At 71.0% G+C, this 15,815-nt stretch carries 13 protein-coding genes; 3 read left to right on the plus strand and 10 right to left on the minus strand.

The annotated features are described in order from the left end of the window. Window positions 1-20: 20 nt before the first annotated feature. Window positions 21-866 carry a hypothetical protein gene (locus OHA58_RS13560; RefSeq protein WP_405484958.1) on the plus strand — a complete coding sequence of 282 codons (846 nt, stop codon included), beginning with the start codon at window positions 21-23 and terminating at the stop codon, window positions 864-866. Window positions 867-918: 52 nt separating this feature from the next. Here OHA58_RS13560 and OHA58_RS13565 read toward each other — a convergent pair whose 3' ends face one another. After that, window positions 919-2,343 (minus strand): PLP-dependent aminotransferase family protein, encoded by a 1,425-nt coding sequence (locus tag OHA58_RS13565; RefSeq protein ID WP_405478932.1) that lies wholly within the window; start codon window positions 2,341-2,343, stop codon window positions 919-921. Between the two features lie 47 nt (window positions 2,344-2,390). Here OHA58_RS13565 and OHA58_RS13570 point away from each other — a divergent pair, with 47 nt between their 5' ends. Together OHA58_RS13570 and OHA58_RS13575 are read left to right on the plus strand one after the other, a co-directional pair. Next, the gene (locus OHA58_RS13570; protein ID WP_405478933.1) at window positions 2,391-2,933 is read left to right on the plus strand and encodes a carboxymuconolactone decarboxylase family protein; all 543 of its coding nucleotides are present in this window, start codon (window positions 2,391-2,393) and stop codon (window positions 2,931-2,933) included. Next, entirely contained in the window at window positions 2,930-3,418 is a 489-nt protein-coding gene (locus OHA58_RS13575) for a carboxymuconolactone decarboxylase family protein (RefSeq protein ID WP_405478934.1), read from the plus strand. The genes OHA58_RS13570 and OHA58_RS13575 overlap by 4 nt, the downstream gene beginning before the upstream one ends. Before the next feature lie 60 nt (window positions 3,419-3,478). Here OHA58_RS13575 and OHA58_RS13580 read toward each other — a convergent pair whose 3' ends face one another. The 9 genes from OHA58_RS13580 to OHA58_RS13620 all read right to left on the minus strand — a co-directional run bounded on the left by OHA58_RS13580 (window position 3,479) and on the right by OHA58_RS13620 (window position 15,658). Beyond that, entirely contained in the window at window positions 3,479-4,420 is a 942-nt protein-coding gene (locus tag OHA58_RS13580) for an ABC transporter substrate-binding protein (RefSeq protein ID WP_405484960.1), read from the minus strand. A gap of 86 nt (window positions 4,421-4,506) precedes the next feature. Further along, window positions 4,507-6,474 (minus strand): ABC transporter permease, encoded by a 1,968-nt coding sequence (locus OHA58_RS13585; protein ID WP_405478935.1) that lies wholly within the window; start codon window positions 6,472-6,474, stop codon window positions 4,507-4,509. Then, on the minus strand, window positions 6,474-7,712 hold the full coding sequence (locus OHA58_RS13590) for a glycine betaine/L-proline ABC transporter ATP-binding protein (protein ID WP_405478936.1): 1,239 nt from the start codon (window positions 7,710-7,712) through the stop codon (window positions 6,474-6,476). Before OHA58_RS13590 ends, OHA58_RS13585 begins: the two co-directional genes overlap by 1 nt. Beyond that, a complete protein-coding gene (locus tag OHA58_RS13595) occupies window positions 7,712-9,250 on the minus strand; it encodes a GMC family oxidoreductase (RefSeq protein ID WP_405478937.1) in 1,539 nt (512 codons plus the stop codon). Before OHA58_RS13595 ends, OHA58_RS13590 begins: the two co-directional genes overlap by 1 nt. A 102-nt stretch (window positions 9,251-9,352) precedes the next feature. Next, the gene (locus OHA58_RS13600; protein WP_405478938.1) at window positions 9,353-10,855 is read right to left on the minus strand and encodes an aldehyde dehydrogenase family protein; all 1,503 of its coding nucleotides are present in this window, start codon (window positions 10,853-10,855) and stop codon (window positions 9,353-9,355) included. 349 nt (window positions 10,856-11,204) lie between these two features. Continuing rightward, on the minus strand, window positions 11,205-12,197 hold the full coding sequence (locus tag OHA58_RS13605; RefSeq protein ID WP_405478939.1) for a malate dehydrogenase: 993 nt from the start codon (window positions 12,195-12,197) through the stop codon (window positions 11,205-11,207). Window positions 12,198-12,540: 343 nt separating this feature from the next. After that, entirely contained in the window at window positions 12,541-13,683 is a 1,143-nt protein-coding gene (locus tag OHA58_RS13610; protein ID WP_405478940.1) for an XRE family transcriptional regulator, read from the minus strand. A gap of 645 nt (window positions 13,684-14,328) precedes the next feature. Further along, window positions 14,329-14,808, minus strand: coding sequence for a DUF3017 domain-containing protein (locus tag OHA58_RS13615; RefSeq protein WP_405478941.1), 480 nt, complete (start codon window positions 14,806-14,808; stop codon window positions 14,329-14,331). Beyond that, entirely contained in the window at window positions 14,795-15,658 is an 864-nt protein-coding gene (locus OHA58_RS13620) for a bifunctional methylenetetrahydrofolate dehydrogenase/methenyltetrahydrofolate cyclohydrolase (RefSeq protein ID WP_405478942.1), read from the minus strand. The genes OHA58_RS13615 and OHA58_RS13620 overlap by 14 nt, the downstream gene beginning before the upstream one ends. Between the last annotated feature and the right edge of the window lie 157 nt (window positions 15,659-15,815).

Consider the following 15,815-nt stretch of genomic DNA (forward strand, 5'->3'; position numbering starts at 1 on the left):
GTCGGTTTGTGCTTGTTGGAATGCTTTGCGCGCTCGGGGCGGCGGTCTGTTTCGGTACGGCTTCCGTGTTGCAGGCGATGGCCGCGCGGGCCGCGGAGCCGGGGTCGGGGTCCGGCGTCGACGCCGCGCTGTTGCTGCGGGCGCTGCGGCAGTGGCGTTATGTCGCCGGGCTGGGGCTCGACCTGCTCGGGTTCGTGTTGCAGGTCGTGGCGCTGCGGTCCATTCCGATCTACGCCGTCGGGGCGGCGCTCGCCGCGAGTCTGGCGGTGACGGCGGTGGTCTCCACGCGACTGCTGGACGTACGGCTGAGCGGCGTCGAGTGGGGCGCCGTCGGGGTGGTGGTGGCGGGGCTCGCGATGTTGGGGCTGGCGTCGGGGCCGGAGGGAGAGCAGGCCGGTTCGGACGCGTTGCGGTACGCGATGCTGGGGACGGCGCTCGGGGTGCTGTTGATCGGGGCGGTGGCCGGGCGGCTGCCGGGGCGGGGCCGGGCGCTCGCGCTGGGGCTCGGCTCGGGGTTCGGGTTCGGGGTGGTGGAGGTGTCGGTACGGCTCATCGACGACGTGTCGCCCGGCGCGCTGCTGAGCAATCCGGCGACGTACGCACTGCTGCTCGGTGGGGGTGCGGCGTTTCTGCTGCTGACCTCGGCGTTGCAGAAGGGGTCGGTCACCACGGCCACCGCGGGGATGGTCGTGGGCGAGACGGTGGGGCCGGCGCTGGTCGGGGTGATCTGGCTCGGGGATCGCACGCGCGAGGGGCTGGGCTGGCTGGCGGTTCTCGGGTTCGTGGTGGCCGTGGCGGGGGCGTTGGCGTTGGCGCGCTTCGGGGAGGCGCCGGTGGAGGACGCGTCCGCACCGGCCCGGGTCTGACCCGAACCCGGGCCGCCCCGACCCGAGACGCCGACCGCCCGATGCCGCTCCCCTACGGCAGCGCCCGGCACAAGGCCTCCAGCGCACTTGTCCAGGCGTGGTCCGGTGGGGTTCCGTAGCCGACCACCAGGGCGTCCAGGGGTGGTTCGGTGGTGGCCGCGTCGTGGCGGAAGCTGGAGAGGCCGGAGACTCCGAGGCGCTGCCAGGCGGCGGCGCGGACCACGGACTGTTCGGTGCCGGGCGGGAGTTGGAGGACGGCGTGCAGGCCAGCGGCGATTCCGGTGGCACTGACGTCGGGGGCGCGTTCGGCGAGGGCGGCGACAAGTTGGTCGCGGCGGCGGCGGTAACGCAGGCGGGCGCCGCGGACATGGCGGTCGTAGGCGCCCGAGTCGATGAACTCCGCGAGGGTCAGCTGGTCGAGGACGCCGCACGACCAGTCGGCGACGCCCTTCGCCTCGATCACCTCCCCGATGACGGAGGGCGGCAGCACCAGCCAGCCGAGGCGCAGGCCGGGTGCGAGCGATTTGCTGGCCGTGCCGAAGTAGACGACGCGGTCGGGGTCGAGGCCCTGGAGGGCGCCGACGGGCTGGCGGTCGTAGCGGAACTCGCCGTCGTAGTCGTCCTCCAGGATCAGTCCGCCGGTGCGGCGGGCCCAGTCGACGACGGCGGCGCGGCGGTCGGGGTGCAGGGCCCCGCCCATCGGGAACTGGTGGGCGGGGGTCAGGAGGGCGGCGCCCACATTCGGTTCGCCGGTCGCCAACTCGTCGGTGCGGGTGCCGAGTTGATCGAGGGGAAGGGGGTGGGTGCGCAGGCCCGACCGCGTCAGGACGTCCCAGTGGATGTCGAGCCCGTACGTCTCCACGGCGACGTCGCGCACGCCCCTGTTGCGCAGCACCTCTCCGAGCAGCATCAGGCCGTGGACGAAGCCGGAGCAGATGACGATGCGGTCCGGGTCGGCGTGGACGCCGCGGGCGCGGGCGAGGTAGCCGGCGAGTGCGGTGCGCAGTTCGATGCGGCCGCGGGCATCGCCGTAGCCGAGGGCGTCGTTCGGGGCGGCGTTGAGGGCACGGCGCGAGGCCTTGAGCCATTCGGCGCGGGGGAACGAGGAGAGGTCGGGGGTGCCGGGGTGCAGGTCGTAGCGGAGGCCGGCCGGGGCGCGCCGCCCGCGGGTCGAGGCCGTCCGGGGTGCCTCGACCGGTCGCTCCGCGACGCGCGTCCCCGAGCCCTGGCGCGCGGTGAGCCAGCCCTCGGCGACGAGGTCGGCGTAGGCATCGGCGACCGTGTTGCGGGCGATGCCCAGATCGGCGGCGAGTGTGCGGGACGACGGGAGGCGGACACCGGGGGCGAGACGTCCGCCGCGTACGGCGTCACGGAGCGCGTCGGTGAGGCCTTTGCGCAGGCCGGAGCCGGTCGGCTCGACGTGCAGATCGATACCGAGCGCCTGACCGGAGGGCGAAGTGGCCCAGGATTCCACCATGGAAATGGACCATACCCGTGGGCTACTCCGCTCGTAGGGTCAATGTCATGACGACGAACGAGAACACCACCGACAGCACCAGCCCGATCACTGACGCCGGCCGGACCACCAAGGAGTACGTCCACGAGCACGCGCCCCGGCTGGCCTGGGCCAAGCACGCTCCGGAGGTCTACAAGGCCATGATCCGGCTCGACGCGGAGGCCCGTAAGGGCGTCGATCCGGTGACGCTGGAGCTGATCAAGATCCGCGCTTCGCAGCTCAACCACTGCGCGTTCTGCCTCGACATGCACTCCAAGGACGCGCTCGCCGCGGGCGAGAGCGTCGAGCGGATCATCCAGCTCAGCGCGTGGGAGGAGTCGCAGCACTTCTACACGCCCAGGGAGATCGCGGCGGTCGAGCTGACCGAGGCGATCACCGTGCTCACGGACGGATTCGTGCCGGACGAGACGTACGAGAAGGCGGCGAAGCTGTACGACGAGAAGGAGCTGACGCAGCTGATCGCCGCGATCACGGTGATCAACGCGTGGAACCGGTTCGGTGTGTCGACGCGGATGGTGCCCGGGCACTACACCGCGGGCGACTTCAAGTGACAGCCCGTACGACGCACCTGGACGCCGGTGTGCGCGACGCGATGATCGCGCTCGGCGCCGCCGCGAAGAAGGGGCTCCGCGACCCGGATCTCGCCGAGCTGGTGATGATCCGGGCATCGCAGATCAACGAGTGCGCGTTCTGCCTGGACATGCACGTGGACCTCGCCGTCGAGAAGAACGGCGAGAGTGCCGTTGGGGTATCCCCTGCTCGAGCGAAGTCGAGAGCTTGGGGAAGGATCGCGCTGCTCAACGCGTGGGCGGAGGCCCCCGAGCAGTTCACCGAGCGCGAGCGGGCCGCGCTCGCACTCACCGAGGCCGTCACCGTCCTCACCGACGGCTACGTGCCGGACGAGACGTATGAGGCGGCGGCCAAGCACTTCGACGAGGCCGAACTCGCCCATCTCCTCGGAGTGATCACCGTCATCAACAGCTGGAACCGGCTCATGGTGAGCCGCCGGATCGCGCCGGGCGGACCGCAGTGGTGACGTGCCGGGCGCCCCCGTCAGGAAAGGCACCCGGCACGCGCGCGGGGAGGAGCCGTACGGCTACTTGGGCAGCCAGGACCGCCACGTCGACTCGTGCTCGTCGATCCACTTCTTCGCCGCCTCGTCCGGCGACAGCTTCTTGTCGGCGATGAGCAGGGAGACCTCGTTCTGGTCCTCGGTGGTCCACTTGAAGTTCTTCAGGAAGGCCGCCGCCTTGCCGCCGTTCTTCGAGAAGTCCGCGTTGAGGTACTTCTGGAGCGGCGTCTTCGGATAGGCGCAGGCCACCTTCTTCGGGTCGGCGTCGCAGCCGCCCTTGTACGCCGGCAGCTTCACCTCCGTCATCGGCACCTTCTTGAACAGCCACTGCGGCTGGTACCAGTACGTCAGGAACGGCTTCTTGGCCTTGGCGAACTGCTTGATCTGGGTGATCTGAGCCGCCTCGGAACCGGAGAACACGACCTGGTACTTCAGCTTCAGGTTGTCGACCAGCGCCTTGTCGTTGGTGACGTACGACGGGGAGCCGTCGAGGAGCTGGCCCTTGCCGCCGCTCTCCGCGGTGCGCAGCTGGGACGCGTACTTGTTGAGGTTCTTCCAGTCGGTGACGTCCGGGTGCTGCTTGGCGAAGTACGTGGGGACGAACCAGCCGATGTGTCCGGTGACGCCGAGGTCGCCGCCGTTCACGATCGTCTTCTTGTCCTTGACGTACCGCTGCTCCTGGTCGGGGTGGCCCCAGTCCTCCATGATCGCGTCGACGCGGCCCTGGCTGAGCGCGTCCCAGGCGGGGACCTCGTCGACCTGGACGGTGTCGACGCGGTAGCCGAGCTCGTGCTTGAGCAGGTACTCGGCCACGGCGATGTTGGCCTGCGCACCGACCCAGGACTGCACGGACAGGGTCACCGTCTTCGCGCCCTGCGCGTTGGCGTACGGGGAGGACTGCTTGGTCATGTCAGCGGCGCCGCAGCCGGTCGCCACCAGGAGGGTGCCCGCGGCCGCGAGCCCCATGGTCATCCGGCGCGCCCGCACGGGGCGCAACGTGGTCATCCTGCGTGCCCACACCGGGCGGAATGATCGAAGTGCTCGCATCGCGATCACGCTCCCTTCTTCGCGCGGCGTTCGGTCGGCTGGGTGACCCGGTCGAGCATGAGACCGAGGCACACGATCGCCGCGCCGCCGACGAGCCCGGTCGCCAGGTCGCCCTGGGCGAGGCCGAACACGACCTCGTAGCCGAGCGCGCCACCGCCCACCAGACCGCCGATGATCACGACGGCGAGGACGAGGACGACACCCTGGTTCACGGCCAGGAGCAGCGCGGGCCGGGCCAGCGGCAGCTGGACCTGGCGCAGTTGCTGCCCACTCGTCGCGCCCATCGACCGGGCCGACTCCATGGCGGCCCCGTCGACCTGGCGGAGTCCCTGCGTGGTGATGCGGATGACGGCCGGCAGCGCGTAGACGACGGCGGCGGCGACCGCGGGGGCGCGGCCGACGCCGAACAGCGCGACCACCGGGATCAGATACACGAACTGCGGCATCGTCTGGAAGACGTCGAGCACGGGCCTGAGCAGGCGTTCGAGTCGCGCGCTGCGCGCCGCCGCGATCCCGACCGCGAAGCCGACGACGAGCGTCACGGCGACGGCCGCGAGCACCTGCGACAGCGTGTCGAGCGAGGGCTTCCACACACCGAGGACACCGATCGCGGCCATGGCGAGCACAGCCGTCACGGCGGTCCGCCAGGTGCCGATCAGCCAGGCCAGCGCGGCGACGATGAGGAGCACGGACCACCAGGGCAGCCACTGCAGCCCGTCGCGCAGCGGGTCGAGGACCCAGGTGGTGAAGTGCCCGGCCCAGTCGGCGGTTCCGCCGATGTAGGGGACACCGGAGTAGAGGTGGTCGGTCATCCAGTCGACGGCGTTGTTGACCGGGTCCGCGATGTTCACGGTCCAGGTCTCGGGCCAGTCGATCCGGTCCGCGAGACGGGCCACGAGGGCGACGGCCACCGTGAGAACCGCGGCGACGCCCCAGCCGTACGGGCCGTGCAGGCGGCGGCCGTCGGGTTCGGCGGCGCCGAGCCGCTCCCCCGCCGCGGCCGTCGTACGGTCCAGGATCACGGCGAGCAGCACGATCGGGATGCCGGCCGCGAGGGCCGCGCCGACGTCCACGGAGGCCAGTGCCTGGTACACGCGGTCGCCGAGGCCGCCCGCGCCGATCACCGACGCGATGACGGCCATCGAGAGCGCCATCATGATCGTCTGGTTGAGCCCGAGGAGGAGTTGCTTGCGGGCAAGCGGGAGACGGGCCGTCAGGAGCCGCTGACGCGCGGTCGCGCCGAGCGAGGCGACGGCCTCCATCACGCCGCCGTCGGCGCCGCGCAGGCCGAGCGCCGTCAGACGGGCCATCGGCGGGGCGGCGTAGACGACGGTCGCGAGGACGGCCGCGGGCACGCCGATGCCGAACACGAGGACGACAGGCAGCAGGTACGCGTACGCGGGAAAGACCTGCATCGTGTCGAGGACGGGCCGCAGCGCCCGGTACGTGCGGTCGGAGAGTCCGGCCGCGAGTCCCAGGAGCATGCCGAGCACGACCGAGGCGAGGACCGCGACGATCATCAGCGCGAGGGTCTGCATGGTCGGCACCCACATGCCGAACCAGCCGCACACGAGGATCGCGACGACTGCGGACGCCGCGAGCTTCAGGCCCGCGACCCGCCAGGCGATGAGCCCGGCCGCGGCGGTGACGCCGGCCCAGCCGGCCGCGAGGAGCACCAGGTAGACGCCGCGCACGCTCACGACGACGGCGTTGCTGACGTGGCCGAAGAAGTAGAGGAACAGCGGGTGGCTGTCCCGGTTGTCGATGATCCAGTCACTGGTCTTCCCCAGCGGTCCGGTCAGATCGACGGTGAGCGCGTGCGGCCAACTGCCGCTTGCCCACTTGGCGTTCACGATCGGTACGAGGACGGCCGCGACGACGGCGAGCAGCAGGAGCTTGCCGAGGACACGGTTGCGCAGGAGCGCGCCGAAGCGCGGAGTGTCCGCCGCGGTGGCGGTACTGGCGGCAGCCATCAGGCGACCTCCTCGCCCGGCGGCGTGACGGGCGCGGGCGCGTCGACGCCGGCGCCTGCCACGGCCGAACCGGAACCAGAAGCGTCAGCCCCGGCCGAACCGGAACCCGAACCAGAAGCGTCAGCCCCGGCCACGTCCGCCTCCCCGGAGAACCCCTCCCCGGAGGACCCGTCCGTCCCCGCCACCACACCCAGCAGCCGCGCGTGGTCCACGACGCCCAGGCAGCGCCCCTCGTCCATGACCCGCACCGCGAACCCGGTCCTGGCGACCGCCTCGATCGCCTCCGACACGGTCGCGCCGGGCGCGATGGCCGGGCCGCGGCCCTCCTCGTCGGCGTCGGCGGGGCGCATCGCGCGGCGCACCGTCATGACCTGCTCGCGCGGCACGTCCCGGACGAACTCGCGTACGTAGTCGTCGGCGGGCGAGCCCACGATCTCCTCGGGCGTGCCCAGCTGCACGATCCGGCCGTCGCGCATGAGCGCGATCCGGTCGCCGAGCCGCAGCGCCTCGTTGAGGTCGTGCGTGATGAAGACCATCGTCCGGCCCTCCTCACGGTGGAGCCGGATGACCTCCTCCTGCATGTCGCGGCGGATCAGCGGGTCGAGGGCGCTGAACGGCTCGTCGAACAGCAGCACTTCGGGATCGACCGCGAGGGCGCGCGCGAGCCCGACACGCTGCTGCTGACCGCCGGACAGCTGCCCGGGTCGCCGCTGCTCAAGACCTTCGAGGCCGACCTTCTCGACGACCGCCGCCGCCTTGGCGCGCCGCTCGGCACGGCCCATGCCCTGGATCTCCAGGCCGTACGCGACGTTGTCGAGCACGGTGCGGTGCGGAAGGAGCCCGAAGTGCTGGAAGACCATGGCGGCGCGGTGCCGGCGCAGTTCGCGCAGGCGCCCCTTGTCCATGCCGAGGACGTCCTCGCCGTCGATGGATATGCCGCCGGAGGTCGGCTCGATGAGCCGGGTCAGGCAGCGCACGAGGGTGGACTTGCCGGAGCCGGAGAGGCCCATGACGACGAAGACCTCGCCCTTGCGCACGTCGAAGCTGACGTCGCGCACGGCGGCCGTGCACCCGGTGCGGGCGCGCAGCTCGGCGGCGCTCAGACCGGCCAGCTCCGCGTCACCCGGCACCCGGTCGGCCTTCGGACCGAAGACCTTCCACAGGTTGTTCACGGAGAACACCGGCGATCCCGCCTGCGCGTCCGTCACCTCAGCGTTCGCCATCGTGTTCGTACTCATCACGCATCACCACCCAGCAGCTCGGCACACTTCTCCCCGACCATGAGCACCCCGATCATCGGGTTCACCGCCGGCATCGTCGGGAAGACGGACGCGTCGGCAATGCGGATCGCTTCCAGGCCCCGGATCCTCAACTCCGGGTCCACGACGGCGAGTTCATCATTCTTCGCGCCCATGCGACAGGTCCCGGCGGGGTGGTAGACGGTGTGCGCGACCTTGCGCGCGTACTCGCCGAGCTCCTCGTCGCCCACGACGTCGGGCCCGGGGCACACCTCGCGCTTGAGCCAGCCGGCGAGCGGCTCGGTCTTCGCGATCTCCCGCGCGATCCTGATGCCGTCGACCAGCGTGCGGCCGTCGTAGTCGTCCTCGTCCGTGAAGTAACGGAAGTCGAGGGCGGGCTTCTCCTCCGGGTCCGCGCTGGTCAGGTAGAGGCGGCCGCGGCTGCGCGGCTTGGGGATGTTCGGCGTCATGGACACCCCGTGCTCCGGCCTGACGTAGCCGAGGCGCTCCGGGTTGTCGGTGAACGGGATTTGGTAGAAGTGGAACATCAGGTCCGGCCCGCTCGCCTCCGGATCACGCTGCACGAAGAGGCCCGCGTCGCTGTCCATGGCGGAGTTGTCGGGGATCGGCCCGTCCGTCTCCCACACGATCACGGACTCGGGGTGGTCGAGCAGGTTCTCGCCGACGCCCGGCAGATCATGCAGGACCGGAATCCCGAGCTTCTCCAGGTCGGCCTTCGGCCCGATGCCGGAGTGCATGAGCAGCCGGGGCGTGTCGACGGCGCCGGCGCACACGACGACCTCGTGCCGCGCCTCGACGAGCAGTTCCCCGCCGTCCTTCGTCCGCACGTGGACGCCCCGCGCCCGCGTGCCGTCCATCTCCAGCCGGTACGCCCAAGTCTCGAGGAGGAGCGTCAGGTTGGGCCGGTCACCGGCCTCCATGTGCGGGTGCAGATAGGCGACGGAGGCGCTGGAGCGCTTGTTGTTCTCCGGGTGGTACGCGAGGTCGAAGAAGCCGACGCCGTCCTTGAACGGCGCCTTGTTGAAGCCGTCCACGCGCGGCACGCCCGTGGCGGTCAGCGCGGCGTCGACGAAGTCGCGGGCGATCGCGTTCCGGTCCTTCTCGTCGACCGCCACGATGTTGTTGCGCAGCTTGCCGAAGTACGGGTCCATCGCCTTGTGGTCCCAGCCCTCGGCGCCGGCCGCGGCCCACTCGTCCCAGTCGCCGGGCAGCGGCTTGAACGAGATGAGCGTGTTGTGCGACGAGCAGCCGCCGAGCACCTTGGCGCGGCTGTGCAGGATGTGCGAGTTGCCGCGCGGCTGCTCGGTGGTGGTGTAGCCGTAGTCGAGGTCGCCCCCGAGGAGGCCGAGCCAGCGGCGCAGCGTCAGGACGTCGTCCCGGTCGATGTCGCTGGGGCCGCCCTCGATGACGGCGACGGTGACGCCGGGGTCCTCGGTCAGCCGGGAGGCTATGACGGACCCGGCGGTACCTCCGCCGACGATGACGTAGTCGTACGTGTTCACGGACTTCTCAGGCATGCGTCAACTCCAAGGTTCTGCGCGTAATGGGCAGTGCGAAGTGCGGTCGGCCGGCCCAGCGCGAAAGAAACGGGTGGTCAGCCCGGTGCGAAGGGTGAGTGGTCAGCCCGCGAACCAGCGCACGGGCTTCGGCGCCAGGTTCTGGTAGACGTGCTTGGTCTCGCGGTACTCGGCGAGCCCGGCCGGGCCCAGCTCGCGGCCGATGCCGCTCTTGCCGAAGCCGCCCCACTCCGCCTGCGGGAGGTAGGGGTGGAAGTCGTTGATCCAGATCGTGCCGTGGCGAAGGCGTCCGGCGACGCGCCGCGCGCGGCCCGCGTCGGCGGTCCAGACGGCGCCGGCGAGCCCGTACTCGGTGTCGTTGGCGAGCGCGACGGCCTCGTCCTCGGTGCGGAACGTCTCGACCGTCAGGACGGGCCCGAAGACCTCCTCGCGGACGACGCGCATCTCGCGGTGGCACTGATCGAGGACGGTCGGCTCGTAGAAGTACCCGTCGGCGGGCCGTACTTCGCTGGGCTCGGGCCGCTTGCCGCCGCTGCGCAGCACGGCGCCCTCGGCGAGGGCCGACGCCACGTACGACTCGGTCTTGTCACGCTGCTGCGCGGAGACGAGGGGGCCGCACTCGACGCCGTCCTCGGTGCCGCGGCCGAGCCTGATCTTCTCGGCGCGGCGGGCGAGTTCGGCGACGAAGCGCTCGCGCACGGACTCCTCGACGATGAGCCGGGAACCGGCGGAGCAGACCTGTCCGCTGTGGATGAAGGCGGCGTTCAGCGCCTGGTCGACGGCGGTGTCGAAGCCTTCCTCGGTCTCGCAGGAGTCGGCGAAGACGACGTTCGGGTTCTTGCCGCCCAGTTCGAGGGCGATCTTCTTCACGTCGGCGGCCGCGGCCTGCGCGACCTTCGTGCCGCTGATCAGGCCGCCGGTGAAGGAGACGAGGTCGACGTCCGGGTGCTCGGCGAGCCGGGCGCCCACGGTGTGGCCCGGTCCGGTCACGATGTTGGCGACGCCCGCGGGAAGGCCGGCCTCCGCCAGGAGCTCGATGAGGACCACGGTGGTCAGTGGCGTGATCTCGCTCGGCTTGATGACGAAGGTGTTTCCGGCGGCGAGAGCCGGGGCGACCTTCCAACTGGCCTGGAGGAGCGGGTAGTTCCACGGGGTGATCAGGGAGCAGACGCCGACGGGCTCGTGCACGACCACGCTGTGGATCTCGTCGGACCCGGCGTCGACGACGCGTCCGCCGCCCTCTCCGACGACCAGATCGGCGAAGTACCGGAAGGCGTCGGCGACACAGTCGACGTCGACGCGCCCCTCCTCGACGGTCTTGCCCGCGTCGCGGCTCTCGAGCAGACCGATCTTCTCCCGGTCGCGTACGAGGAGATCGGCGACGCGGCGCAGCAGAGCGGCGCGCTCGGCGACGGGCGTCGCCGGCCACGTTCCCTCGTCGAAGGCGCGGCGGGCGGCGGCCACCGCGGCGTCCGCGTCCTGCGTGCCGCCCTCGGCGATCAGTGCGAACGGCTGGGCATCCGCCGGGTCGAGAATCTCGCGCGTGGCCCCGGAGGCGGCGCTGCGCCACTCTCCGTCCACAAAAATGCTCTGGTTTTCAGACACGTCCCGTTTTGCCTTCCGTTCCCGAACAGTCCCCCTGAACATCGCGGAACTCCCTTTTCACGGAGAGCTTGCGACGTCGGAACCCCCTGCCCCTGGGATCGGAAAGCATGCACAACCCGTGGCCGAAAGTGGTCCGTGTCACGGCATACATGGCGAGTAAGTCCGAAATGTCACCACTGGCATCGCTACTCGGGGTACATGCCCCATGCAAACATGCCCTGTACAGACAAACCGCGCACAAACACCGCGCACAAACACCGCGCCCCCGCCCCTCCGGATCGACCGGACGGACGGGGGCGCGGGTGAAGCCGCGTGCAGGTGACCTACGGGTACCTGCGGGACGCGTGGATCAGATGAGGCCGAGCTCGCGGACCGCGGCGCGCTCCTCCTCGAGCTCCTTCACCGACGCGTCGATGCGGGCGCGGGAGAACTCGTTGATGTCCAGGCCCTGGACGATCTCGTACTTGCCGTCCTTGGTGGTGACGGGGAAGGAGGAGATCAGGCCCTCCGGGACGCCGTAGGAGCCGTCCGACGGGATACCCATGGAGGTCCAGTCGCCCTCGGCGGTGCCGTTGACCCACGTGTGGACGTGGTCGATCGCGGCGTTCGCGGCCGAGGCGGCCGAGGACGCGCCACGGGCCTCGATGATCGCGGCGCCGCGCTTGGCGACGGTCGGGATGAACTCGTCGGCCAGCCACTGCTCGTCGCCGCCGATGGCCTCGATGGCCGGCTTGCCCGCGACGGACGCCTGGAAGATGTCCGGGTACTGGGTGGCGGAGTGGTTGCCCCAGATGGTGAGGCGCTTGATGTCCGCGACCGTCGTGCCGGTCTTCTTCGCGAGCTGCGTGAGCGCGCGGTTGTGGTCCAGACGCGTCATGGCCGTGAAGCGGTCGGCCGGTACGTCCGGGGCGGCGGCCTGCGCGATGAGCGCGTTCGTGTTGGCCGGGTTGCCGACGACGAGGACCTTGATGTCGTCCGCGGCGTTGTCGTTGATCGCCTTGCCCTGCGGCTTGAAGATGCCGCCGTTGGCGGAGAGCAGGTCGCCGCGCTCCATGCCCTTGGTGCGGGGGCGGGCGCCGACGAGGAGGGCGACGTTGGCGCCGTCGAACGCGACGTTCGGGTCGTCCGAGATCTCGATGTTCTGCAGCAGCGGGAAGGCGCAGTCGTCGAGCTCCATGGCGGTGCCCTCGGCGGCCTTGAGCGCCGGGGTGATCTCCAGGAGGCGCAGGTTGACCGGCACGTCCGCGCCGAGCAGCTGGCCGGAGGCGATGCGGAAGAGCAGTGCGTAGCCGATCTGGCCGGCTGCGCCGGTGACGGTGACGTTCACGGGAGTGCGGGTCATGGCGTTCTCCGTATGACAGCAGGGCTTTTTTTGATCGATCTCTCGGCATCAAGAGATCCGCCCGTCAGGCTATCGCGCCCCGGACCCCCCGCACCTCCGGGTGCATGTGGCCCGCCCCACAGAACACCCACTCTCCGCAGCGGGAGGCGACGCGACGGGAGAGGCGTCGCGACACGAGAGGTGACGCAACGGCAGGCGGCCGCCTGCTCGGGAGAGGTGGGCAGACGGCCGCCTGTGGGGGGTGCCACTTGGTGACGACTCCCGTGGGGGTACTGCTCCGCCTGCCCCGGACCGGGGCAGGCATGCCCCCCATATCGCATTGAATTTCACGACGCCTGCGCCGTTACTGCGTGCAGCCCTTCTGGCCGGCCTTCAGCGTCGCGCAGGCCTTCGCCTCGCTCGCCTTCGTGACGGCCACCATCGGGGTGTACGCGTCGAAGTCCGCGTTGACCGTGCCCTTCTGCACACCGGTGGTGCCGGCCTGCTGGATCCGGACCTCGTCGCCCGGCGCCGCCTGAGTGATGCGCGCCCACGCGGCCCCGCACGTCTTGCTGTAGCGGACCTCGATCTTGGCCTGACCCACGAGCACGGAGTCCGTGGTCTGCGCGAACTCGCCGCCGCAGCCCATCGCCTCGGGGTCCTTGCCGGTGCAGTCCTTGCCGCTGCACTGAACTCCCGCGGGCAGTTCGGGGGCGCTGCTGGTCGGCGTCGCCTCCGGCTTCGCCTTGTCGTCCTTGTCGCCCCTGCCCGCGTCCGTGAGGTACACGGCCGCGGCGATGACGACGAGCGCGCCCACGACGCCCGCGAGGAACATCGTCAGCCGGCGCTTGCGCCGCTGCCGGTCCGGCGAACCGCCGCCGGTCCCCGGCTGCCCGGCCGGCCCGCGGCCGCCGCCGCCCGCATAGGCCCCCGCCCCGTCCGCATACGGAACTCCTCCCCCGGCGCGCTCCCCCGGGCGGAACCCCTGCTCCCTCTCGCTCCCGTACGGCAGCGAGTCCGCCAGGGGAGCCTGCCCCTGTGGCGGCACGGTCGGTGCGACGCCCGCGGGCCCCGCGACGCCGGTCGCGCCGCCGCCGGACGGCCTGGCCGCCGTCCTGCTGCCGCCGCCCGCGCTGCCGTTCTTGCCGTTCTTCGTGGCCGTGGGTCCGAACTCCCCGAGCGCTGCGCGCGCCTGGGAGATCCGTATCGCCTCCATCGTCATGTCGTGACGCATCTCGGAGCGGCTCCAGGCGCGCTCCGCGAGCTCCCACATGGTGGTCAGATGGACCGGATTGGTGCCCGTCACCTCGGCCAGGGTCACGATCGCGCGCTTGGGCGCGAGCAGCCGGCCGTTCAGATACCGCTCCCAGGACGTCTTGCTGTACCCGGTGCGGTCCGCGACCGCGGCGATGCTCAGTCCGCTGCGGTCGACGAGCCTGCGGAGCTGGCTTGCGAACTCCCTGACCTGCGGGTCGAGTTCATCCGGTAGCGCCCTCCAACGAGGCATTGCTTCCCCCTATTCCCCCCATACGTGCCCTGATCCCCCGCGCCGCGCCGCACCCCTCGCGCCGCCCCCCGGCCGGAGTTGGCTCCGCCGGCCCACTCTGGCTACCCAGTGGGATGCGCGAAGCCAGGATGTCAGTTCCGGAGGCGGGGGCGCACGGGGGCATTCGACGGCGTTCGGCCCGCCGGCGTGCACCGTTGCACGACCGGAGACCCGCGGTCCAGTGTCCCACCGGGGTCCCCCACCCCCGCGCGGAACTCCGAACGCCCCAGCTCAGCGCCTGGGTCGCCCCGGACCGTCCCGATTGCCCACGTTAACCCCGCCGTTGAGGCAACAGACGGTAAATCCGCGAACTTGTCGATACATCAACACACTTCGACACAGGAGGAATGGCGCATTACGGGAAGCGTTCGGCGGACCGATCGTTGCCGTCCTCGCACACCGTGGCGGAATGGTCACTTCCGTGCCACAGCGGCCCGCTCAACCTTGAAGGACGCCTGACGCGTCCATGACTCTGGAGACCACGGCGAGGAGATCTCCACGGCGAGGGTGCGGCCCACGTGGACGACCCGGACCCCAAAGACCGGCGGCGCCCGTCCTCCCTCGGGGGAGAGGACGGGCGCCGCCTTTGTGCGCGCGCTGCGGGCGTCAGCTGATCGTGAAGTGCAGCGTGTCGTTCAGGAACGGGATGGTCAGCCAGGGCTCGGGCTGCACCATCAGCGCGAGCAGCACGATGACGACGCCCAGGAACCCGTACGTCACCATGTCGGTGAAACGGGAGCGCACCGCGAGCATGCCCACGGACGGGAGCGTCCAGCGCAGCACCGCACCGCCGATCAGGGCGACGCCGATCAGCAGCGTCCCGACGCGGAACACGTCGAACGCGGTGAGCAGCAGTCCGACGCCCACCAGCGATATCACCGCGAGGATCGGCCACTGCCGCGCCGGGGCCGGGGCGTCGCCCGGCGCCGCGCGGCCGCCGCCCTCGGGGCGCGCGGTGTCCTTGGTGAAGAGCGGGAACCGGCGCGAGGCGCGCCGCGGCTGCCCGTCAGCGCCTGGCGCGCTCACGGCACCCTCGGCACCCTCGGCGCCATCCGGGGTGCCGGCGCCGGCCTCAGCCGACACCATGCGCGTTCCGTTCGGCGGCCTCGACGACGTTCACGAGGAGCTGGGCGCGGGTCATGGGGCCGACGCCGCCCGGGTTCGGGGAGATCCACCCGGCGACCTCGGTGACGCCCGGGTGGACATCGCCGACGATCTTGCCGTTCTCGTCGCGCGAGACGCCGACGTCGAGCACGGCGGCGCCCGGCTTGATGTCCTCGGGCTTGATCAGGTGCGGGACGCCCGCCGCGGCGACGACGATGTCGGCACGCTTGAGGTGGGCGGCCAGGTCACGGGTGCCGGTGTGGCACTGGGTGACGGTCGCGTTCTCGGACTTGCGGGTGAGCAGCAGCGGCATCGGGCGGCCGATGGTGACGCCGCGGCCGACGACCACGACCTCCGCGCCGTTGATCTCCACGCCGTGCTCGCGCAGCAGCGTGATGATGCCGAAGGGGGTGCAGGGCAGCGGCGCCGGCTCGTTCAGGACGAGGCGGCCGAGGTTCATCGGGTGCAGGCCGTCCGCGTCCTTGGCCGGGTCCATCAGCTCCAGGATGCGGTTCTCGTCGATGCCCTTGGGCAGCGGGAGCTGGACGATGTAGCCGGTGCAGGCGGGGTCCTCGTTGAGCTCGCGGACGACCGCCTCGATCTCCTCCTGCGTGGCAGTGGCCGGCAGGTGGCGCTGGATGGAGGCGATCCCGACCTGGGCGCAGTCGCGGTGCTTGCCCGCGACGTACTTCTGGCTGCCCGGGTCCTCACCGACCAGGACGGTGCCGAGGCCGGGCGTGAAGCCCTTCTCCCTCAGGGCCGCCACGCGGGCGGACAGATCGGACTTGATCGTGGCTGCGGTGGCCTTGCCATCGAGAATCTGGGCGGTCATGCCCCCCATCTTCGCGGATGGGACCGCCCCGGTTCCAATCCGGGCGTCCCAGCTTGATCACCGTTGTTGCACTTCCACAACGCATACGGAATGCGGCTGGACAAATAAGCCGCACCTAAAGAACCATGAGCGGCAACAGTGCCGCGGGCAGTACCGG

The organism is Streptomyces sp. NBC_00009 (assembly GCF_045040855.1).
Lineage (GTDB): Bacteria > Actinomycetota > Actinomycetes > Streptomycetales > Streptomycetaceae > Streptomyces > Streptomyces aureus.